The organism is Streptomyces sp. NPDC048258 (assembly GCF_043201995.1).
Lineage (GTDB): Bacteria > Actinomycetota > Actinomycetes > Streptomycetales > Streptomycetaceae > Streptomyces.
The window spans coordinates 125,968-148,128 of record NZ_JBICZH010000004.1; the positions used below are offsets into that span (position 1 = coordinate 125,968).

The window sequence follows — 22,161 nt, forward strand, 5'->3', positions numbered from 1 at the left end:
CACGTGCTGCGGGCGGCGCCGTCTGCGACCGGGCGCCTCTCATCCGGCCCTCTCATTCTCGTCTCCCTCACCGGGTATCGCCATGCGGGCGGGGAGGCGCTCGCCTACCGGCTCCGGGTGCCCGTGTCGCCCCGGGTGCCCGTGTCGCCCCGGGCAACCGCCGGGCGCAAGGCATAGGCCGCCGACGGCCGTTCGGACGCAGTGCTCCCGGCCGAGCACCGGGGCGAATGTGTTCAACCCACCCCGCTCATCAGCGAAATGACTCACCATCAGATTTCGTCCGATGGAGCGGAGGGCGACCGAGTGGCTCCAGGAGGGGTGCGGCCACTGGCCGCCAGCAGGGAGAGTACGGCGAGTACGGCGAGCAGGATCAGGACCAGCAGCAGGACCGTGAGCACCGTGGGGTGGTTCCACAGTGCGAACACGAGCGCGACGATGAGGAGTGCGCCCACGGTGAGCAGGCGCCGGTGGGCTTCCACCCACGTGCCGACGCCGCCGGTGCGTACCCCGTGACCGGCGCCCCAGTGCGCGGCGGAGTCGGCCGCGCGCTCGGCCCTGCCGCGCAGGCCGCGCGGCAGCCGGCCGGCGCCGGACAGGTAGGCGCCGAGCGCCACGACGACGCCGAGGACCATCGCGGTCCGGAGGCTGACTCTCAGGAACCGCACGAGCGTGTCGAAGACCGCCGCTGCCGCCGCCGGCGACTGAACCTGCTGCGGGAGGTGGTCGAGGTAGTAGCGGCGGGCGATGACCAGGCCGATGGCGACGATCAGGCAGGCGGCGGCCGCGCACAGCATGGTGGTCACCAGGGCACGCCGTCGGCGCCGCGCGAGCAGCACTCCGATCGCACCGAGGACCACCGTGAGAATGGGCAGCCAGTTCCCGACGACGTCCAGGAGGTGGACCCCTCCTCTGATCTTCTCCAGCTTGTCGGACTGGAAGAGCACCATCTGCTTCTTGACGTCGGGAATCTTCTCGGCCGGGGAGATCCCCGCCTTGACGAGCTCCTCCTTGACGTTCTCCACGGCGACGCCCACGTCGAGGGTGACGGTCCCGCCCTCGACCTCGACCGCGCCGCGGCCCTCACCGGTCAGCGCGCGCACCACCGCGGTGTGGGCGGCACGGTTCGCTCCGGTCCAGACCCTCTCGAACCGGTCGCTCTCCACGAAGCGGGTCGCCACCTTCGAGACCGCCGCGTTCGCGGCCGAGTCCAGCTGCGGACCCAGCGCCTTGACGGCCGTACCGACCCGGGGCGGCAGCCCCTGGGATTCCAGCCACTTCGCCAGGTCGGCGGTGACCTGCGCGCCGTTGACCCGCACGTCCGCTGCCTCCGTGATGCGGTGGACGGCGGCCTCCTCGATCGCCGGGTTCGAAGCGAGCGGGGACACGGTGGAGACGTACCGGTCGGTGTCGAGCACGATGTCGTGCACCCAGACGGTGAGCAGGGAGACCGGCACGAGGATGCACGTGAGCGTGATCAGCACGGCCGAGACACAGCTCTTCACGATCTTCCCGGCCCGCGAGGACTCGCCCTTTTCACGCGGTGCGGGCGCCTCGCCGGGCGGTTCGGACGGCAGACTCATGACGCTCCAGGGGACGGTGTCGGGGCGGGCTGCTTGTCGTACCCCCAATAGGCCACCGTGCCGACCGGGGTGCGGGTTGTGAGCGGCCGTTCGGGTGGCGCGACCCCGCCCCGGGGGCCTCGCGGCTCCTCGCGCCCGCCGTGCGTCAGGCGGTGGCGGAGCGGGAGCGACCGGGTTCGGTGCACAGCGCCCAGATCACGAAGATGTCGATGACGATCGAGATGATCGCCCAGAACGGCGTGTACGGCAGCCACATGAAGTTGAGGATGATGCTGCAGGCGGCGAATGCCACGCCCAGCGCCCGCGCCCAGGCCGCGACCTTGAGGACGCCGATGCCGACGACGACGAGGATGATCCCGAGGATGAGGTGGATCCAGCCCCACGCCGTCAGATCGAACTTGAAGACGTAGCTGCCCAGCCGTGTGTAGACCTCGTCGTCGGCGATGCTGGAGATGCCCTTGATGATGGCGAACACGCCGTCCACCAGGAGCAGGACACCGGCGAACATGGCACCTCCCGCCGCCCAGGCGTTACGGCTGTCGTGCGGCGCGCTGCCACGGGGAGCGGCGGGGGTGGAGGGCTGTGCCATGAGGAGCTCCTTCATCGGACTGCGCGCCGGAAGCAGGCGCGGACATCGGGCTGGTGCGGGCGACAGCACGGGCCGACCCGGACCTCGTGACGGGTGGGGGTCGAGACCATCCTGGACACGAGGCGGCCGATCCGCATTCCGGCGAAGCCGCCGCATCACCCGTCTGCCACGTCCGGCCGCGTCAGGGGAGGAGATCCTGTTCGGTCCAGACCGTCTTTCCTTCGGCCGTGTACCGGCTGCCCCACCTCTGGGCGAGTTGGGCGACGATGAACAGGCCGCGCCCTCCCTCGTCGACCGTGCGGGCATGGCGCAGATGAGGGGTGGTGATGCTCGTGTCATGGACTTCGCAGGTGAGGGTGAGGTCCTTGATGAGACGTAGCCGCAGGGGCGGAGTTCCGTAGCGGAGGGCGTTGGTGACCAGTTCGCTGACGATCAGTTCGGTGGCGGCGGCGGTGTCCTCGTCCACGTTCCAGTCCGCGAGTGTCCGTCGGGTTCGTCTGCGGGCGGTGGCAGCCTCGGCGAGGTCGTGGCCGAGGAGCCAGGTGACCGCGGAGTGGGCGGGAAGGGCGTGGGTGCGGGCGAGCAGGAGGACCGCGTCACCGGGGCTGCTGCCGTTGCGGGCGTAGAGGGCGTCGTCGCACAGCTCCTGGAGAGGCCGGTGGGGGTGGGCGAGGACATCCCGGACAAGGCCGGGGTCGTCGTCGGCGCCGTCACGGGCCGTGGAGAGGAGCGAGGGGGTGTACAGGGCGAGGATGCTGCCGTGGGCGAGTTCGACGGTGGTGGTGGCGAAGGGCGAGCCCTCCGCGCTGCCCAGGGCAGGTCCGACGGTGATGTCCGCGGCCTCGGTGGTGCCCCCGGGGTGGACGATCACCGGCGGCGTGGGGTGACCGGCCGAGGCGAAGGTGCACGCGCGGGTGAGGGGGTCGTACACCGCGTAGACGCAGCTCGCGGAGAGCGGTTGCCGGTACATGGGGTCACCGGCGGGCAGGGCCGCGCGTTCTCCTGCCAGGAAGACGGCCGTGTCGTTGAGGCGCGCGAGGAGTTCGTCCGGTTCCAGCTCCAGTGCTGCAAGAGAGTGAATGACGGTGCCCAGCTGCCCCATCGTGGTGGCGCTCTGGATGCCGTGGCCGGCGACATTGCCGACGACCAGGGCCGTGCGGGCGCCGGACAGGGGGATCGTGTCGAACCAGCCTCCCCCGCCTTCGGTGCCGGGCACGTGGAGGCGGGCGGTCTCCAGGGTGCTCCGCGGGGAGGGGCGGCGGGCCAGCAGATGGCGCTGGACCGTCGCGGCGATGGTGTGCTCGCGGGTGAAGCGGCGCGCGTTGTCGACGCACAGGGCGGTGTGGGTGGTCACGTCGCGAGCAAGGCCGACGTCGCGTCGGTCGAAAGGGTCGGACGGTCCGGTGCGGTAGAGGCTGACGAGGCCCAGGGCCGTCCCGCGCAGAGCCAGGGGGGCCACGAGGAGTGTGTGGGCTCCGGCCGCGCGGATGGCAGCGGCTCTCGTCGGGTCGGCCTCCAGCCACGGGCTGTCGCCGCTCAGGGGCACGAGGCGGGGCACGAGGTCGGTCAGCGTCTGGGTGAAGGGAGTCGGGTAGTGAAGGCTCCGCACGTCGCCCACGGCATGCGCCTGAGCCTGATGCCGGCCCTCGCGGGCGCGGAAGGCCACACGGCGCAACGGCATGTCCTGGGCGAGCGGCCCGGTCGGGGGCTCCTCACCGCGCACCACCGCCTCCACCATCTCGACGACGGCGACGTCGGCGAAGGCCGGCACCAAGGTCTCCACCAGCTCCTGGCAGGTGGCGATCACATCGAGGGTCTGTCCCACGCGTTCGCGTACGGCGTCCCGTACGCGCAGCCGGGCACGCGCCTCCACCCGATCCGTCACGTCGACCACCGCGACGGCGGCCCCCAGGACCTTCCCCTCCGGGTCCTGCAGGCGGAACACCGAGACCGAGTGCGTTCTCCCCCGGCCCTGGAAGGCCTCGAGCCGCGAGCGCACCAGCTGCTCACGCACGGCCACGCCGCTGTCCAGCACGCCGCGGATCATCCTGTCCACCTCCTCGGGCGAGGACATCGTCTCCACCTCCTCGGGCGAGGAGGGGTCCGCGAACCCCGGTGAGGAGGGACCTGCGAACGCATCGGTGAAACGCTGCCCGAGGATCCGCTCGGCGGGTACGCCGTGCATGGCCCGGGTGGCGGTATTGACCCGCACGATCCGCAGCTCCGTGTCCAGAACGTGCAGGCCCACCGGTGACTGGGTGAACAGGGCGTCCAGCACCGCCAGGCCCACGTCCTGCGGAACGCCCTGCGGCGGCTGCCGGAACGGATCGGCCTGCGTCACGGCGATCACCTCCGTTACCAGCGTGCCCCACGGGCAGGTCAGAGGCTCTTCGCGCTACCGCGGCGTACCTCGATCGGCCCTGCCCGCGACCCGGCTGGGGCCCCGGTGAAGGGTGCGCTGATCAGGGATTTCGTAGGGGACGGGGCCAGTGGGAGCGCGCGTGCGGCACCCCTTGAGTGGCCGAAAAGACGGAGAGGTAGCATATGAGCGCCGCCTAGCTCGAAAGATAAACCTGTGACTGTCAAAGACGACTCGTTCACCAACTGGAAGAACCGCGAGGAGATCGCGGAGTCGATGATCCCGATCATCGGGAAGCTGCACCGGGAGCGGGACGTCACAGTCCTCCTTCACAGCCGCTCCTTGGTGAACAAGTCGGTGGTCAGCATCCTCAAGACCCACCGGTTCGCCCGCCAGATAGCAGGCGAGGAGCTCTCGGTCACCGAGACCCTGCCGTTCCTGCAGGCGCTCACCACCCTCGATCTCGGCCCGTCCCAGATCGACATCGGCATGCTCGCCGCGACGTACAAGAGCGACGACCGTGGCCTGTCGGTGGAGGAATTCACCGCCTCCGCCGTCGCCGGTGCCACCGGCGCCAACAAGATCGAGCGCGGCGACGGCCGCGATGTGGTCCTCTACGGCTTCGGCCGCATCGGCCGCCTCGTCGCCCGCCTCCTCATCGAGAAGGCCGGCTCGGGCAACGGCCTGCGCCTGCGCGCCATCGTCGTCCGCGGCGGCGGTGACCAGGACCTGGTCAAGCGCGCCTCGCTGCTGCGCCGCGACTCCATCCACGGCCAGTTCCAGGGCACCATCACCGTGGACGAGGCGACGAGCACGATCATCGCCAACGGCAACGCGATCAAGGTGATCTACGCCAACGACCCGTCCGAGGTCGACTACACGGCGTACGGCATCAAGGACGCCATCCTCATCGACAACACGGGCAAGTGGCGCGACCGCGAGGGCCTGTCGAAGCACCTGCGCCCCGGCATCGACAAGGTCGTCCTGACCGCTCCCGGCAAGGGCGACGTCCCGAACATCGTGCACGGCGTCAACCACGACACGATCAAGCCGGACGAGCAGATCCTGTCCTGCGCCTCCTGCACGACCAACGCGATCGTCCCGCCGCTGAAGGCCATGGACGACGAGTACGGCGTCCTGCGCGGCCACGTCGAGACCGTCCACTCGTTCACCAATGACCAGAACCTCCTGGACAACTACCACAAGGCCGACCGCCGCGGCCGCTCCGCGCCGCTGAACATGGTCATCACCGAGACCGGTGCTGCCTCCGCGGTCGCCAAGGCGCTGCCCGACCTCAAGGCGCCCATCACCGGCAGCTCGATCCGCGTCCCCGTCCCGGACGTCTCGATCGCCATCCTCAGCCTGCGCCTGGGCCGCGAGACCACGCGCGAGGAGGTCCTCGACTACCTCCGCGACGTCTCGCTGCACTCGCCGCTGAAGCGCCAGATCGACTTCACCACCGCTCCCGACGCCGTTTCCATGGACTTCGTCGGCTCGCGCCACGCCTCGATCGTCGACGCCGGTGCCACCAAGGTCGACGGCGACAACGCGATCCTCTACCTCTGGTACGACAACGAGTTCGGCTACTCGTGCCAGGTGATCCGCGTCGTCCAGCACGTGTCCGGGGTGGAGTACCCGACCTACCCGGTTCCGCTGGTCTGATCCGCACCACCGACCGCCGGCTGCCGCCCAGAGCGGCGGCCGGCGGTTTGTTTTTGATCATGTGAATGTCATGGACATGACTATGACGGACGAGGCTCTGTTCGCTAATGCATCGACAAGTGTCTTCCATGTGTGGGTAGTTCGAAGGGTGTGGTCATTCTGTGGGGCCCGGGGGGAGGTCTCTTTAAGAAAGCTTGTTGAATAACGCTGACGCCCGGGGCGCCCTTGAATCAACTCCCGTAATCGGTCAGGGTTTCGAACTGACCCCCGGAGATCTTCCGGGTCCAGCGGGGTCACGCAACACGCTTTGACGCCCCACACGTCAACACGAGGAGCACTCTCTTCATGTCAACTCACAAGCACGCACGCACCCGTTCGCGCGGCTTCAGGATTCTTGCAGTGGCCACGGGAGTCGCCACTGCAACCGGTGTCTGCATGATGCTGTCCCCCTTCGCCGGCGCGAGTGCTCCGGCCGAGGGAACGGTGTACGGGCTCGGCGCACCCGGAGCGCTCAGCGGCAGCTACATCGTCATCCTCGACAAGAACGCCGACAAGCAGGCCCTCGCCAAGAAGTACGGCGGCGAGCTGAAGCGCACCTACACGTCCGCCGTCAACGGCTTCTCCGCGTCCGGGCTCTCGGAGACCGGCGCCAAGCGGCTCGCCGCCGACCCGGCCGTGGGCAAGGTCGTCCAGAACAAGAAGTTCTCCATCAACAGCACCCAGGACAACCCCCCGTCCTGGGGCCTCGACCGCATCGACCAGAAGGAGACCGCGGGGGACAAGAAGTACACCTACCCCGACGCGGGCGGCGAGGGCGTCACGGCCTACGTCATCGACACCGGCGTACGGATCAGCCACAAGGACTTCGGCGGCCGGGCCCAGCACGGCTTCGACGCCGTGGACAACGACCAGAGCGCCGACGACGGCAACGGGCACGGTACGCACGTCGCCGGGACCATCGCGGGCACCTCCCACGGGGTGGCCAAGAAGGCCAAGGTCGTCGCCGTCCGGGTGCTCGACGACAACGGGTCGGGCACCACCGAGCAGGTCGTCGCGGGCATCGACTGGGTGACGCAGCATCACAGCGGGCCCTCGGTGGCCAACATGAGCCTCGGCGGCGGCGCCGACGAAGCGCTCGACGAGGCGGTGCGCCGGTCGATAGCCGCCGGTGTCACCTTCGCCGTCGCGGCGGGCAACGAGTCCTCCGACGCCGGACAGGGTTCTCCCTCGCGGGTCACGGAGGCCGTCACGGTGGCCTCCAGCGCGGCCGACGACTCCCAGTCCTCGTTCTCCAACTTCGGTTCGGTCGTGGACCTCTACGCACCGGGATCGGAGATCACGTCCGCCTGGAACGACAGCGACACCGGTACGAAGACCATCTCCGGCACCTCGATGGCGACCCCGCACGTGGTCGGAGCGGCGGCCCTCTACCTGGCCGGGCACAAGGACGCGACGCCCGCGCAGGTCGCCGAGGCCCTGACCGCGGGTGCGACCGCGGGGAAGATAACCAACCCGAGCAGCGGAACGCCGAACAAGCTGCTCAAGGTGTCCGAGCAGTAGGCGGACCCGCCCGTTGAAGCACCGAGGCCGTCGCACCCGAGGGGGGATGCGGCGGCCTCGGCGCGTGGTTACGCGAAGTCCCTCAGCGCACCCACGGCTTCCACACCTGCTCGTTGCGCTCCACCCACTTCTTCGCCGCCTGCTCCGGCGGCAGCTTCTCCTCGGCGATCATCAAGGCCACCTCGTTCTGCTCCTCGACGGTCCAGTGGAACTTCTTCAGGAAAGCGGCGGCCTTGCCGCCGGCATCCGCGAAGCGCGTGTTCAGGTACTTCTGCAGCGGTGTGTGGGGATAGGCGCAGGCCACCTTCTGCGGGTCGGCGTCGCAGCCCTCCTGGTACTCGGGCAGCTTCACCTCCGTCATCGGGACCCGCTCGAACAGCCACTGCGGCTTGTACCAGTAGGTGAGGAAGGGTTTCCGCTCCTTCGCGAACTGCCTGATCTGGGTGATCTGCGCGGCCTCGGAGCCGGCGAAGACGACCTCGAAGTCCAGGTCGAGATTCTTCACGAGCGCCTTGTCGTTCGTGACGTACGACGGGGAGCCGTCCATCAGCTGGCCCTTGCCGCGGCTCTCGGCGGTGCGCAGCTGGTCGGCGTACTTGTCGAGGTTCTTCCAGTCGGTGACGTCCGGATGCGCCTCGGCGAAGTACGTCGGGACGTACCAGCCGATGTGGCCGGTCACGCCCAGGTCGCCGCCCGGGGTGATGGTCTTCTTGTCCTCGACGTACCGCTTCTCCTGCTCCGGGTGGCCCCAGTCCTCCAGGATCGCGTCGACCCGGCCCTGGCTGAGCGCGTCCCACGCGGGGACCTCGTCCACCTGGACGGTGTCGACGCGGTAGCCCAGCTCGTGTTCGAGCAGGTAGGCGGCGACGGCGGTGTTCGCCTGGGCACCGACCCAGGACTGGACGGACAGGGTGACGGTCTTCGCGCCCTGCGCGGCGGCGTACGGGGAGGTCTGGCGGGTCATGTCGGCCGCGCCGCAGCCGGTGAGCACGGCCAGGGCCGTGCCGGTGGCGAGTGCGGCGGGAAGCGCGGCGGCGACCCGCCGTCGGCCCCGGCGGCCGGATTCGTGGTGTCGGACCGGCATGTCAGGCCTCCTTCGCGGGCTGGGTGACGCGGTCGAGCATCAGGCCGAGGCAGACGATCGCGGCGCCGGCGACCAGGCCGGTGGCCAGATCGCCCTGGGCGAGGCCGAGGACGACGTCGTAACCGAGCGCGCCGCCGCCGACCAGGCCGCCGATGATGACGACGGCGAGTACCAGCACCACCGCCTGGTTCACGGCCAGCAGCAACGCGTGCCGGGCCAGCGGCAGTTGGACCTGCCGAAGCTGCTGCGACCCGGTGGCGCCCAGCGAGCGGGCCGACTCCAGGGCCGCCGGGTTCACGTCGCGCAGCCCCTCGGTGGTGATGCGGACGACGGCGGGCAGCGCGTACACGACGGCGGCGGCCGCCGCCGGCGCGCGGCCCACGCCGAACAGCGCGACCACCGGGATGAGGTAGACGAACTGGGGCATGGTCTGGCACACGTCGAGCACCGGGCGCAGCAGCCGCTGGGCGCGGGCGCTGCGGGCGGCGCCGATGCCGATCGCGAAACCGAGGACGAGGGTGACGGCGACGGCGGCCAGCACCTGCGAGAGCGTGTCGAGGGACGGCTCCCACACGCCGAGGACGCCGATGGCGGCCAGGGCGAGTACGGCGGTCAGCGCGGTGCGCCAGGTGCCGACGAGCAGGCCCAGCGCGGCGACCACGAGCAGGAGCAGCCACCAGGGCGCGGCCTGGAGCCCGGAGCGCAGCGGATCGAGGATCCAGCCGGTGAACCGGGCGGCCCAATCGGCGGTGCCGCCGACCACGGGCACCCCGGAGTAGAGGTGGTCGGTCATCCAGGCGACCGCCCGGTTGACGGGCTCCGCGATCGGCACGGTCCAGGACCCGGGCCACAGGGAGGTGCCCGCCATCCGGCCGGCGACCGCCGCGGCGACACCCGCGAGGACGGTGAGCAGCCGCCCGTACCAGCCCGCGAACACCCTGCGCAGCAGGGGCTGCTCCGCCAACGGCGCCGGGGGGACGCCCAGTCGGGTGCCCGCCGCCTCGGTGGTGCGGTCGAGGACCACGGCGAGCAGCACGATGGGGATGCCGGCGGCGAGCGCCGCGCCGACGTCGACCGAGGCGAGGGCCTGGTAGACCCGGTCGCCGAGGCCGCCCGCACCGATCACGGAGGCGATGACCGCCATCGAAAGGGCCATCATCACCGTCTGGTTGACACCGAGCAGGAGCTGGCGGCGGGCCAGCGGGAGCCGCGCGGTGAGCAGGCGCTGGCGCCCGGTCGCGCCGAGCGAGGCCGCGGCCTCCAGCACCCCGGCGTCGGCCTCGCGCAGGCCCAGCGCGGTGAGCCGGGCCATCGGCGGGGCCGCGTACACCACGGTGGCGAGGACGGCGGCGGGCACACCGATGCCGAAGACCAGCACCATCGGCAGCAGATAGGCGAAGGCGGGGAGCACCTGCATGGTGTCGAGGACCGGGCGCAGCGCGCGGTCGGCGCGCGGCGACAACCCGGCGGCGAGGCCGAGCAGCGCGCCGACCGCCACGGAGGCGGCGACGGCCACGAGCATCAGGGCGAGGGTCTGCATCGTCGGCACCCACATGCCGAGCAGCCCGCACACGGCGAAGGCGGCCACACAGGTGGCGGCGAGCCGGACGCCCGCCAGGCGCAGGGCGACGAGGCCCGCCAGGGCGGTGACGCCGATCCAGCCCGCGGCGAGCAGGACGACGTATACCGCGCGGACGGACACCACCACGGCGTTGCTGACGTGCCCGAAGAAGTAGAGGAAGAGCGGGTGCCCGTCCCGGTTGTCGATGATCCAGTCGCCGGCCCGGCCGAGCGGCCCGGAGAGGTCGACGGCGAGGGCGGCCGGCCAGCTGCCGGTGCCCGGGAACGCCATCGCGAGCGGGAGCAGCACCGCGGCGGCGACGGCGAGGGGCAGGACCCTGCGCAAGGCGCCGGGGTGGAGCAGCAGGGCCTTCAGGCGGCTGGCGGGGGACGCGGACGCCGCGGACCGCGGGCGGCCGGACTCTCCGCCCGCGCCCGGGCGCGCCGGCCGTCTGGACCGGTCCTGCTCACCGGGGTCCCGTACGGGTGTGGTCGTCGCGGTCATCCGCGCCACCTCCCCGTGCCGGCGACAGGGGCGGCGCAGCGGGCTCGGCGCGTCATGCCGCCACCCCCCGGCCGGCCCCGGCCGGCAGGCCGGCCACCACCGCGAGCAGCCCGGCGTCGTCGACGACACCCAGGCACCGGCCGTCGTCGACGATCCGCGCCGGACCGCCGTTGCGGGCGACCGCCTCGATGGCTTCCACCACCGTGGTGGCGGGGGTGAGCGCGGGGCCCTGGCCGGCCTCGTCGGCCGTCGCGGGGCGCATCGCGCTGCGTACGGTGAGCACCTGCTCGCGCGGCACGTCGCGGACGAAGTCCCGTACGTAGTCGTCGGCGGGCGAGCCCACGATCTCCTCGGGCGTGCCGAGCTGCACGATCCGGCCGTCGCGCATCAGCGCGATCCGGTCGCCCAGGCGCAGCGCCTCGGACAGGTCGTGGGTGATGAAGACCATCGTGCGGCCCTCCTCGTGGTGGAGCCGGGCCACCTCGTCCTGCATCTCGCGGCGGATCAGCGGATCGAGCGCGCTGAACGGCTCGTCGAACAGGAGCACTTCCGGGTCGGCCGCCAGGGCGCGCGCGAGACCGACCCGCTGCTGCTGACCGCCGGACAGCTGGCCGGGACGGCGGTCCCCGAGGCCTTCGAGGCCGACCTTGGTGATCATCTCGGCCGCCTTGGCGCGCCGGTCGGCGCGGCTCATGCCCTGGATCTCCAGGCCGTAGGCCACGTTGTCGAGGACGGTGCGGTGCGGCAGCAGCCCGAAGTGCTGGAAGACCATGGCGGCGCGGTGGCGGCGCAGTTCGCGCAGCCGGGCCGGGTCCATGGCGAGGACGTCCTCGCCGTCGATGGCGAGCGATCCGGCCGTGGGCTCGATCAGCCGGGTCAGACAGCGCACCAGCGTGGACTTGCCCGAGCCGGACAGGCCCATGACGACGAAGACCTCCCCCTTGCGCACGTCGAAGGAGACGTCTCGGACGGCGGCGGTGCAGCCGGTCCGCTCGCGCAGTTCGGCGGCGGGCAGCGCGGCGTGCTCGGAGCCCGGCACGCGGGCGGCCTTGCGAGCCGGGCCGAAGACCTTCCACAGGCCCTGGACGGAGAAGACGGGCGCCGCGCCGGCGTCGGGCGCGGCGGACCCGGTATGGGCCGCGGTCACCGGACCTCACCTCCCAGCAGCTCGGCGGCCTTCTCGCCGACCATCAGCACTCCGATCATCGGGTTGACCGCGGGCATCGTCGGGAAGACGGAGGCGTCCGCGATACGAACGCCTTCGAGACCCCGCACCTTCAAGTCCGGTCCCACAACAGCCCTTTCGTCGTCGGCGGCGCCCATCTTGCAGGTGCCGGCCGGGTGGTAGACGGTGTGCGCCACCGAGCGGGCGTACGCGCTCAGCGCCTCGTCGTCGGTGATCTCCGGGCCCGGGCACACCTCGCGCTTGAGCCATCCGGCCAGCGGCTCGGTCGCGGCGATCTCGCGGGCCAGCTTGATGCCGTCCACCAGCGTCCGGCCGTCGTAGTCGTCCTCGTCCGTGAAGTAGCGGAAGTCGAGGGCGGGTTTGACCTCGGGGTCCGCGCTGGTGAGGTAGAGGCGGCCGCGGCTGCGCGGCTTGGGGATGTTGGGGGTCAACGAGACGCCGTGCGCGGGCCGTTCGTAGCCGAGCCGCTCCGGGTTGTCGGTGAACGGGATCTGGTAGAAGTGGAACATCAGGTCGGGCCCGGGGGAGTCCGGGTCGCGCCGGACGAACAGTCCCGCGTCGCTGTCCATCGCCGAGTTCTCGGGGATCGGGCCGTCCGTCTCCCAGACGATCACGGACTCCGGGTGGTCGAGGAGGTTCTCGCCGACGCCGGGAAGATCGTGGACCGGGGGTATGCCGAGGGCCTCCAGGTCCTCGCGGGGGCCTATGCCGGAGTGCAGCAGCAGGCGCGGGGTGTCCACGGCGCCCGCGCACACCACCACCTCCCGACGGGCGGTGATCAGCGACTTCGTGCCGTCCGCGGCCCGGACGTGGACGCCGCGCGCCCGGGTGCCGTCCAGCTCCAGGCGGTACGCCCAGGTCTCCAGCAGGATCGTCAGGTTGGGCCGGTCGTCCATGACCGGGTGGAGGTAGGCGACCGAGGCCGACGAGCGCTTGTTGTCCTCGGGGTGGTAGGCGAGGTCGAAGAATCCGACGCCCTCGTGGAACGGCTTCCGGTTGAAGCCCTCGACGAGGGGCACTCCCAGCGCGCCCCGGGCCGCGTCCACGAAGTCGCGGGCGATGGCGTTGCGGTCCGCCTCGGCGACCGGCACGACGTTGTTGAGGAGCCGGTCGAAGTACGGGTCCATGGCGGCCGCGTGCCAGCCCTCGGCGCCCGCCTCGGACCACTCGTCCCAGTCGGAGGGGAGCGGCTTGAAGGCGATGAGGGTGTTGTGCGAGGAGCAGCCGCCCAGGACACGGGCCCGGCTGTGCCGGATGTGCGAGTTGCCGCGCGGCTGTTCGGTGGTGGGGTAGTCGTAGTCGAGCTCGCCGCCGAGCAGGCCCATCCAGCGGCGCAGGGTGAGCACGTCGGGGCGGTCGACGTCGCTCGGTCCGCCCTCGATGACGGCGACGGTGACGTCGGGGTCCTCGGTCAGGCGGGAAGCGATCACCGAGCCGGCGGTGCCACCGCCGACGACGACGTAGTCGAATTCCCCGTCTGGGTTCTGCTTCTGGTTCTCGTGGTGCTTGGTGGTCGTGGTCATGTCTCTCCTGCCCCCGTCAGCCCGCGAACCAGCGCACGGGGCGCGGTGCGAGGTTCTCGTACACGTGCTTGGTCTCGCGGTACTCGGCCAGGCCCGACGGGCCGAGCTCGCGTCCGATGCCGGACTTCCCGAAGCCGCCCCACTCGGCCTGCGGCAGGTAGGGGTGGAAGTCGTTGATCCAGACGGTGCCGTGGCGCAGCCGGCCGGCCACCCGGCGGGCGCGGTCCCCGTCCGCCGTCCAGACGGCGCCGGCGAGGCCGTACTCGGTGTCGTTGGCGAGCGCGACGGCCTCCTCCTCGGTGCGGAAGGTCTCGACGGTCAGGACCGGACCGAAGACCTCCTCGCGCACGACGCGCATGCCGCGGTGGCAGCGGTCGAGGACGGTGGGCCGGTAGAAGTAGCCCGGGCCCTCGGGCCGTTCGCCTCCGGCGCGCAGTACGGCGCCCTCGCCGAGCGCGGAGGCGACGTACGACTCGGTCCGCGCGAGCTGGGCGGCGGAGACCAGCGGGCCGCATTCGACACCCGGGTCGGTGCCGCGGCCGATGCGGATCTTCTCGGCGCGGCGGGCGAGTTCGTCGACGAAGCGTTCGCGCACGGACTCTTCGATGATCAGGCGCGAGCCGGCCGAACACACCTGGCCGCTGTGCATGAAGGCGGCGTTGAGCGCCTGGTCCACGGCGGTGTCGAAGCCGTCCGCGGTGGCGCAGGCGTCGGCGAAGACGACGTTGGGGTTCTTGCCGCCGAGTTCGAGGGCGACCTTCTTGACCGTGTCGGCGGCCGCGCGCATGACCTTCGTACCGCTGGCCAGTCCGCCGGTGAAGGAGACCAGGTCGACATCGGGATGGGCGGCGAGGCGGGCGCCGACCGGATCGCCGGCCCCGGTGACCAGATTGGCGACTCCGGCGGGCAGGCCCGCCTCCGCCAGCAGCTCGATGAGGACCACCGTGGTCAGCGGGGTGATCTCGCTCGGCTTGATCACGAAGGTGTTGCCTGCCGCGAGGGCCGGGGCGATCTTCCAGCTGGCCTGGAGCAGCGGGTAGTTCCACGGGGTGATCAGGGCGCACACCCCGACCGGCTCGTGCACGACGACGCTGTGGATGTCGGGGGATCCGGCGTCCACGACCCGGCCGGCGCTCTCCTCGGTGACGAGGTCGGCGAAGTAGCGGAAGGCGTCGCTGACGCAGTCGACGTCCACGCGGCCCTCTTCGAGCGTCTTGCCCGCGTCCCGGCTCTCCAGGAGGCCGATGCGCTCGCGGTCGCGCTGGAGCAGGTCGGCCGTGCGGCGCAGCAGGGCCGCACGCTCGGCGACCGGGGTGCCCGGCCACTGCCCGCCGTCGAACGCGGCCCGTGCGGCGCTCACCGCCGCGTCCGTGTCGGCGGCGGCGCCCTCGGCGACCACGGCGAGGACGGTGGCGTCCACGGGATCCAGGATTTCCCTGATGGCCCCCGAGGCCGCGGACCGCCATGTCCCGGCTGTGTAGATGGTCTTTTGCTCCGACACGACGCGCAGTACCTCCGGTTTCGTCACCGCGGCGAACCCGCGGCGATCTGGCAATCACCGCGCATGCCCCCCGCTCCGGAAGTCATGTCCCATCAGCCACTTGAAGTGACCGGAGTCACGTGGGCCACGTGGGATTTGTGGGGTGTGGGCCTCAGGAAGGTTTCGCCATGCGCAGCCGCAGGCTGTCGTAGACCGGCATGCTCCCCATCCGGTCGGCGGTCAGCGTCGCGGCGAAACAGGCGGCGAACAGCGGAACGACCAGCGAGGTGGTCCCCGTCATCTCGACGACGAGCGTGATGCCCGTCACGGGCGCGCGGACGACCGCGGAGAACAACGCGGCCATGCCGACGATCGCGAAGGGCACGGCGCCGGAGCCGCCGCCCGGGAGTAGGGGCAGCGCGAGGCCGTGCACGAGCGCCCCCCACACGGCCCCCAGCGCCAGCACGGGTGCGAACAGCCCGCCCGGCGTACCGGCCGCGTAGCTGAGCGGCCCGGCCACGAACCGCACCACGAGATATCCCGCGAGTACGGTGCCCACGGGCAGGTCGCCGCCCAGCAGGCGCCCGCTCAGCTCGTCCCCGCCGCTGCCCAGAAACGGGTCGATGCTGATCAGGAGTCCCACGACGGCCCCGATCAGGGCCGCCCGGGCCACCGGTCCGATCCTGGTGACGCGATCGGGGAGGTCCAGGAACCCGATGACGAGCCGGTTGTACGCCGCGCCCAGGACGCCCGTGGCCGCGCCGAACAGGAGGAAGGCGGGCAGCAGCGCGACCGGCGGGCCGGCCAAGGCGGCCGGGACCTGGAAGACGGGCCGGTCGCCCACGATGAGCTCGGAGCATCCGACGGCCGTGGCGGTCCCGATGAGCGTGAGGAGGACCACACGCGTCCTGACCACCTTGGTCACTTCCTCGCAGACGAACACCACCCCGCTGAGGGGCGCGGTGAAGGCCACCGCGAGCCCGGCGCCGGCGAGCGAGGTGTGCAGCAGTGTGACGTCCCGCGGGCTCATCCGCGTGCGGCGCCCCGCCTCCGCCCCGATCGCCGCACCCATGTGCACCGTCGGGCCTTCCCGGCCGAGCACCAGGCCCGAGCCCATGGCGATCACGCCGCCCACGAACTTGGCCGGCAGGAGCCACAAGAAGGGCCGCGGCTCCCGCTCGCCGCGCCACACGGCCTCGACGTCCTGGATCCCGCTGCCGGCGGCCAGGGGGACCCGCTGGGCCACCGCGCACGCGACGGCGGCGCCCGCCGCCGTGGTGAGGACCGGAATCAGCCAGCCGGGCCCGCCGAGGCGCTCCGATGCGCTCAGCAGCGAACCGTGCAGTTCCTGGGCCCGTACGAGGCACCAGCGGAAGCTCGCGCCGACCAGCCCGACGACGCAGCCCGCGACCGCCGCGACGAGGTAGACGGCCGGCCCGCCGCGGGGAGCACCGGGCATGCACAGACCTCCGCCGAGCCGTGGTTCGCGTCCGTCAGAGCCTGACCCGCCGCCGGCGGGCCGTTTCGGACGTCGCCGCAGCCGCGCCGAAACCGGCCCCGACTGGGCCAACGGGAGGCGGTCCGCAACCGGCCGGCCCCTTCACCGCCTGGTGGCCGACCGGCGCCGCAGGTCCTCCGCGGCCCGGGTGACGGCGCGTCCCTCCCGGCGGTGGCCGTGCTGGCGCAGGCGCCGGCCGAGCCATGCCAGGGACTCCACGAGGGCGGCGGTGTCGCTGCTCGGGTGGATGCGGGCCCGTGATCAGGGCGCACTGCGCCAACGACAGCGCGAGGCCCGGCAGCCATTGCCGCCGGTCCACCTCGGCGAGACGCCGGTACACCTCGACCGCCTCCGCCCAGGCGTCGGCCAGCTCCTCGTGCTGCTCCGGCTGTTCCGTCAGCAGCGCGCAGAGCCGGCACAGCCGGAGCCCGAATCCGGCGAGGTACCGGCCCGGATCGGCACGCGCCAGCCGGCGGTGTTCGTCGACGTCCCGCCGAGCGCCGGTCAGCTCCCGCTCGGCCTCCGACGTACCCTGACCGGTCATCTCGACTCCCCTTCCGGGGGCGGGGCCAGGCCGGGGCCGAGCCAGGTGTCCTCCACGGGGCGTCCGAGCAGGTACTCGGCGCCGTACGGATAGCGCTTGAACGCCGCGGGCCGGTACATCGCGTGCTCGCCCTTCCTGGGGGGCGGCAGCGCCGGGGCGTCGCGCAGGGCCTCGAACTCCGCGCGTACGGAGTCGGGGAGCATCCCGCGGTCGAGGTGGTGCGCGGCCAGTCGGCGGACCAGGTGCCGTGCCAGCTCCCCGCTGTCCGTGTCCCGCTCGAAGAGCAGGGTGAGCTGGTAGTAGGAGTCGTTCCCGTCCGCGCCGTCCTGCTGGACCTCCACCACCATCTCGCAGTCGTTGAGGAAGCTCTGCTTGGGCCGGAATCCGATCGAGTTGGCCCACGGATAGCGGATGTGGCCCGCGAGCCTGCGGCCCTCTGCATCCGGTTCGTCGGCGACCAGCACCAGCCGGGCTTCGGTCACGTACAGGCTCAGCCCGAAGAGCCGCCACTCGGTCTCCGTAGTCGAGCGGAAGCTGGCGAAGTCGAGCGTCTCCTTCGTCCACCACGCCCCGCGGACCGGAATGGGACCGCGTACCTCGCCGTCGAACGAGCTGAATCTGATCCGCCCGTCCGGATGGAACCGGGTGTGGCGCACATCGGCGAACTCCTGTTCGTCCAGGCCGTGCCGGGCCATCATCATGAACGGCTCGTGCACGACGCGGGAGGGCGGCCGGGGCGGGACGGCCGGACCGCCCGGAGCGGCGGCCCGCGCGGCCACCGGAGGCCGCTCCGGCTGCCAGGGTTCCTCGGACCGCCCGCGCCGCCGGGAATCCGGACGGGCCGCGGGAGCGGTGGGCGGTTCCCTGCCCGGTCCCTCGCCGAGTCCCACGTACGCGTAGGCGAGGAAGGCCAGCGGGAGCGAACCGCGCCCGTCGCGCCACCGCTGCAACTCCGCGCGCTGCACGGCGCGCAGCGCCGCCGCGGGTTCGGCGTGGTGGCGCAGGGCCTCGACGAGGCCGAGGTCGATCCGCTGCGCGGTCGGGGAGTCCGGGAGTTCGAACAGGGTGCAGTAGACGTGCTGGGCGCCACCGTGGACGACCGCGGCGCCCAGCCCGAGCCATTCGGGTACGTCCAGGAGGGACGGGGCGTACCCGCTGTCCGGCTGCCCGTACACACCGAGGCTCTCGCAGGCGGCGAGCAGCACACGGCCGGGCATCCGGTAGAGGGGCGCCCCCGCGTCATCGGTCCGGTACAGGTCGTGCAGTCCCAGGGGGCCGTCGCTGAACTTGAAGCCGGAGCCGCCGGGGTCGGTCCGGGTCGGGCCGGCCACGTGGCCGGCGAGGTAGAGGACGGCCTGGTCCGTGCCTTCCCGGGCGAGGAGAGAGGCGAATCCGGCCTTGCTCAGGGGACCGACGACCACCTCGCTGTCCTCGGGGATGGTGGCCACGGCGTTCCGCAGCCTCTGGCGCGGATGGTGCGGGGGCAGGTCGGGCGCCAGGACGGCCAGGGCCGCGGGGGCCTCGCCGCCCCTCGTGGCCGCCGCATCGTCCCGCGCGGGAGGCGCGAGCGCCGCGTCCCGCACGGTGAGCCGCCGCCGCTGCGACAACAGGGCGACCGACGGCAGGTAGGACACCTGCGCCGCGTCCAGGACCTGCCGCTGCGGCGTGAGCGTCAGCGCGCAGACCGGTACGAGGGCCAGCGCGCCCGTGGGGGCCACCACCAGCGGCACCGGCGCCGGGGCCGTGCGCAGGGCTTCGCGCAGCACCCCGGGGAGCATCGCGGCGCCGAGCCCGTCGAAGATCCGTGACCACACCTCGCCCGAGGTCAGGGACCCTCCCGCCACCGGGTCGTCGGCGCCGGTGAGCATCAAGGCGCTGCCCGGCAGCCGCTCCGCCTTCAAGGGCGCTCCCGGCAGCCGGACCGGCAGGTGCAGGACCAAGTCCTCGTAGGGACCGGCGAATTCCGCGTGCGCGGTGCGCTGGGCGTGCCAGTCGCCCGACGGGCTGCGGACCGCGTGATAGATCCACTCTCCGACCCGCGCGTAACTCCAGTACCACCCGCCCGGAAACATCGTGTCGATCTCGCCGTCGAGATCGACGGCCGCCGGCTCCTCACCGCCGACCCAGGAGGCGCTGCGCACCAGGATGGTCCGGTCGGTCAGCAGCGGGTCGGAGGACTGCGGATCCGACGGCGCGGCCTTCCCGTCCGCGCCGCCGGGGCCGGGCGGCGGCAGGCCGGTGCTGGAGACCAGCGCGTCGAGCACCGCGCGCAGACGGCCGCCCCGTTCGTCCGACTCGACGGGTACGGACTGCGCGCGGATGATCTCCAGCAGCTCGCCGACCAGGGCCGGATCGGCTGCCGCGAGGTCCAGCGCGAGGGCGTACGTGGAGGCGTGGGAGGCGACCCAGCGCGCCCGCCACTGGGTGGTGGGCAGCTGGTAGCGGACGCGCTGGACGGCGCCCAGGCTCTCCAGGGCGTTGCCCAGCGCTTCCTCGTACATCCCGACGGCGCGCTGGATGCGGGCGAGCACGGCGTAGGCCTGGGACTCCAGCAGCGGCATCCGCGACCGGCTCAGGTGGCGCAGCACGTTGTCCATGAGTCCGGCGGCGTAGACGTAGCGCTCGTGCCGTCCGTCCTCGTCGACGCGGTGGGTTTCGGGGTAGTCCTCCGGGTTCTCGATGACGTCCAGGTAAAGGGTGACGAGCAGCAGCACTTCCGCGGCGTGGTCCCCGACGGAGGCGCCCAGATCGGCCCCGCCCTCCTTCTGCTCGTACTGGCCCATCAGCTGTTCGACCACGCCGACCGCGTTGCCCGCCTCGTGCATCAGACGCAGGACCAGCAGCTCCGTCCGGGCCAGCACGGCCAGGTTCCCGGCGCGCACCGCGGCATGGCGGGTCCGGCACATGAACCGCAGGCCTTCGACGCACCGGGTGGAGTCCTGCGGGTCCGCGGTCAGCGCCTCGGACATGCGCAGCTCGGCCTCGGCGGCCCAGTACCGGGCCCGGCGGACGGGGCCCAGCAGCTGGACGGCCTCCCGCCAGCGCGCTTCGGCGGCCGCGGGCTGACCCGCGGCCAGCAGGACGTCCCCGGCCTGCAGCGCGCACCAGCCGCGGATCCCGGGCGGCGCGGCCGCCGCGAGGGCGCGGGCTTCCTGCGACAGCACCATGGCCGACTGGAATTCGAGCCGGGCGACGGCGGCCAGGGCCCGGCACTGCACGAGGACCGGCCCGAACCGGTCCGGGGTCGGTTCGCCACCGTCCCCGAGGAAGCACTCGGTCCGGGCCCGGTCGTCATGGGTCGCCTTGTCCACGGCGAGGATCACGCGGGCCGCCGTACGGTCCCACAGGGCGCGCAGCAGGAACCATCGGCCCAGGAACCGTACGGGGCTGCCGGCGGATGCCTGGGACATGATCCCGAGCCGCTGCACCATCAGCGCCAGCCGCACGAGGGCGACGACCGCGGCGCCGGCCAGGGCGGCGGCGATCAGCAGGGGAGGACCGGTCCAGGCGGCCCAGGAGAGGACGGCGACGAGCGAGGCGCCGGCCAGGGGCCTGCGCCAGCCGGTCAGGGCCCACGCCGTCACCGGGAAGCAGACCGCGGCCCAGCCGGGAGCGTCCAGCAGCAGGCACGCCGTCACCGTCAGCGCCACGACGGCCGAGCGGACGGCGAGGACCTTCCACCACACGGTGCGTTCGAGGGCGGCGAACAGATCGCACTCGTACAGCCCGATACGGGTCTTCCCCGACCGGCCGGACCGGGCCAGGTGCCAGGACACGGCGAAGCGGGGAAGCAGTCCGAGCCGGGTCCAGGGACTGAGCCCCGTCGAGAACAGGCCCGACAGGGGGATCGCGTCCTCGATGATCGCTTCGTCGTGGTCGAGCCGGTTGCGCTGTGCGAGCCAGTCGCGCAGCCCGTCCTCGGCGGCCGGGCCGAACGGATCGAAAACCGAGATGTTCACTCTGGAGCCAGCTTCCCCGTCAGCTTCAGCACCCGGTACAAGCCGGCCGCCCGGCGGTCCTCCCGGCGGTCGGCCCTGATGTCCTTCTCGGTCAGCGCCGGGTCGCCCGTGTCGCTCTTGACCTGGAGCAGCAGGAGCCGGCCGTCGAGCAGGTCGAACACCCGGTTCACCAGGGCGAGCAGGGCCAGCCACCAGGGGATGCCGAGAACCGCCGACGCGATGAGGAGGGCGAGGTCCACGGCCAGCCGGGCCGCCGGTGAGAGGTTCTGCCGTCGGGCCAGCTGGCTCGCGAGCCAGAGCGCGGACCAGGCGGTCACCGTGAGGGAGGCCCAGGCCGTGGCGGCCAGCGTGCACAGGACCACCAACTGGGCCCAGAGCCGCACCCAGATGTGCAGGCGGACGAGATGGGACTGCACCCGCGAGCTCACGTGTGCGACTCCGCTGTTCTCGGAGCGCATGCCGATGCTCCGCACCGTCCGCTTGGCCTGCTGCCGCGCCCGGGTCTCGAAGGAGTACGCCGCGGGGCGGTCCGGGCGGCCGGGCGAAAGGATCGGCCCCCGGTCGGAGGGCTGCCGGTCCTGGACGCAGACGCGGTGGCGTTCCGTCATGGCGCTGCGCACCACGACCCGTTCGGACAGCCCCGTCCCGCGGAGGAACCGGCGTACGTCCTCCTGCTCGGCGCGCGCCTCCAGACAGGCCAGCAGGAGATGGGCGGTGTCGGCGGAGCCGTCCCCGGTCCGCCTCGTCCAGTACCCCAGCCTGCCGAGCGCGGCCGCCGCGGCGGGGGAGAGCGGCACCGCCCGGGTCCGGCCGTTCACGCCGGCCTCCGCGGCGGCGACCGCGCCGGTCGCTTCCTCGGTGAGGAAGTGGTGCGCGGCCAGGGACTTCATCACGAGCCGGGACCGCGAGGAGGGATCCCCCGAGCACATCGCCGCCAGCAGCAGGTGCAGGACCCCGACCGGGTCCCCCTCGCCGTCGGCCAGTGCCCGCGCGACCTCGACGCAGCCGCTCAGAGCGGGCGTCCGGCGGACGGAGGGTAAAGCGGCGCCCGGGGGCGGCTGCGTGGTCATCG

At 72.3% G+C, this 22,161-nt stretch carries 13 protein-coding genes; 2 read left to right on the forward strand and 11 right to left on the reverse strand.

Features of this window, described 5'->3' with window-relative positions:
• Positions 1–269 precede the first annotated feature (269 nt).
• The 3 genes from ACGFYQ_RS11240 to ACGFYQ_RS11250 all read right to left on the reverse strand — a co-directional run bounded on the left by ACGFYQ_RS11240 (position 270) and on the right by ACGFYQ_RS11250 (position 4,510).
• A complete protein-coding gene (locus ACGFYQ_RS11240) occupies positions 270–1,580 on the reverse strand; it encodes a hypothetical protein (protein ID WP_393742372.1) in 1,311 nt (436 codons plus the stop codon).
• Positions 1,581–1,725: 145 nt separating this feature from the next.
• A complete protein-coding gene (locus tag ACGFYQ_RS11245) occupies positions 1,726–2,169 on the reverse strand; it encodes a hypothetical protein (RefSeq protein ID WP_393742374.1) in 444 nt (147 codons plus the stop codon).
• A gap of 181 nt (positions 2,170–2,350) precedes the next feature.
• Entirely contained in the window at positions 2,351–4,510 is a 2,160-nt protein-coding gene (locus tag ACGFYQ_RS11250; RefSeq protein WP_393742376.1) for a SpoIIE family protein phosphatase, read from the reverse strand.
• Positions 4,511–4,744: 234 nt separating this feature from the next.
• Here ACGFYQ_RS11250 and ACGFYQ_RS11255 point away from each other — a divergent pair, with 234 nt between their 5' ends.
• Both ACGFYQ_RS11255 and ACGFYQ_RS11260 read left to right on the forward strand, forming a co-directional pair.
• Positions 4,745–6,190, forward strand: a complete 1,446-nt coding sequence (locus ACGFYQ_RS11255) for a glyceraldehyde-3-phosphate dehydrogenase (RefSeq protein ID WP_393742378.1) — start codon at positions 4,745–4,747, stop codon at positions 6,188–6,190.
• Positions 6,191–6,535: 345 nt separating this feature from the next.
• Positions 6,536–7,750 carry a S8 family serine peptidase gene (locus ACGFYQ_RS11260; protein WP_393742380.1) on the forward strand — a complete coding sequence of 405 codons (1,215 nt, stop codon included), beginning with the start codon at positions 6,536–6,538 and terminating at the stop codon, positions 7,748–7,750.
• Positions 7,751–7,832: 82 nt separating this feature from the next.
• On the opposite strand, the gene ACGFYQ_RS11265 is transcribed toward ACGFYQ_RS11260, so the two are convergent.
• From ACGFYQ_RS11265 to ACGFYQ_RS11300, 8 genes are all read right to left on the reverse strand, one after another.
• The gene (locus ACGFYQ_RS11265) at positions 7,833–8,714 is read right to left on the reverse strand and encodes an ABC transporter substrate-binding protein (RefSeq protein WP_393743255.1); all 882 of its coding nucleotides are present in this window, start codon (positions 8,712–8,714) and stop codon (positions 7,833–7,835) included.
• A gap of 121 nt (positions 8,715–8,835) precedes the next feature.
• Positions 8,836–10,899 (reverse strand): ABC transporter permease, encoded by a 2,064-nt coding sequence (locus tag ACGFYQ_RS11270; RefSeq protein ID WP_393742382.1) that lies wholly within the window; start codon positions 10,897–10,899, stop codon positions 8,836–8,838.
• Between the two features lie 52 nt (positions 10,900–10,951).
• Positions 10,952–12,046, reverse strand: coding sequence for a glycine betaine/L-proline ABC transporter ATP-binding protein (locus tag ACGFYQ_RS11275; protein ID WP_393742384.1), 1,095 nt, complete (start codon positions 12,044–12,046; stop codon positions 10,952–10,954).
• Positions 12,043–13,608 (reverse strand): GMC family oxidoreductase, encoded by a 1,566-nt coding sequence (locus ACGFYQ_RS11280; protein WP_393742386.1) that lies wholly within the window; start codon positions 13,606–13,608, stop codon positions 12,043–12,045. Before ACGFYQ_RS11280 ends, ACGFYQ_RS11275 begins: the two co-directional genes overlap by 4 nt.
• Before the next feature lie 16 nt (positions 13,609–13,624).
• The gene (locus tag ACGFYQ_RS11285) at positions 13,625–15,109 is read right to left on the reverse strand and encodes an aldehyde dehydrogenase family protein (RefSeq protein ID WP_393742388.1); all 1,485 of its coding nucleotides are present in this window, start codon (positions 15,107–15,109) and stop codon (positions 13,625–13,627) included.
• 151 nt (positions 15,110–15,260) lie between these two features.
• Positions 15,261–16,547: a ClC family H(+)/Cl(-) exchange transporter gene (locus ACGFYQ_RS11290; protein ID WP_393742390.1), complete on the reverse strand. Its 1,287-nt coding sequence runs from the start codon at positions 16,545–16,547 to the stop codon at positions 15,261–15,263.
• A gap of 579 nt (positions 16,548–17,126) precedes the next feature.
• Positions 17,127–21,089 (reverse strand): CHAT domain-containing protein, encoded by a 3,963-nt coding sequence (locus ACGFYQ_RS11295; protein ID WP_393742393.1) that lies wholly within the window; start codon positions 21,087–21,089, stop codon positions 17,127–17,129.
• Positions 21,086–22,159, reverse strand: coding sequence for a hypothetical protein (locus ACGFYQ_RS11300; RefSeq protein WP_393742395.1), 1,074 nt, complete (start codon positions 22,157–22,159; stop codon positions 21,086–21,088). Before ACGFYQ_RS11300 ends, ACGFYQ_RS11295 begins: the two co-directional genes overlap by 4 nt.
• Positions 22,160–22,161 lie beyond the last annotated feature (2 nt).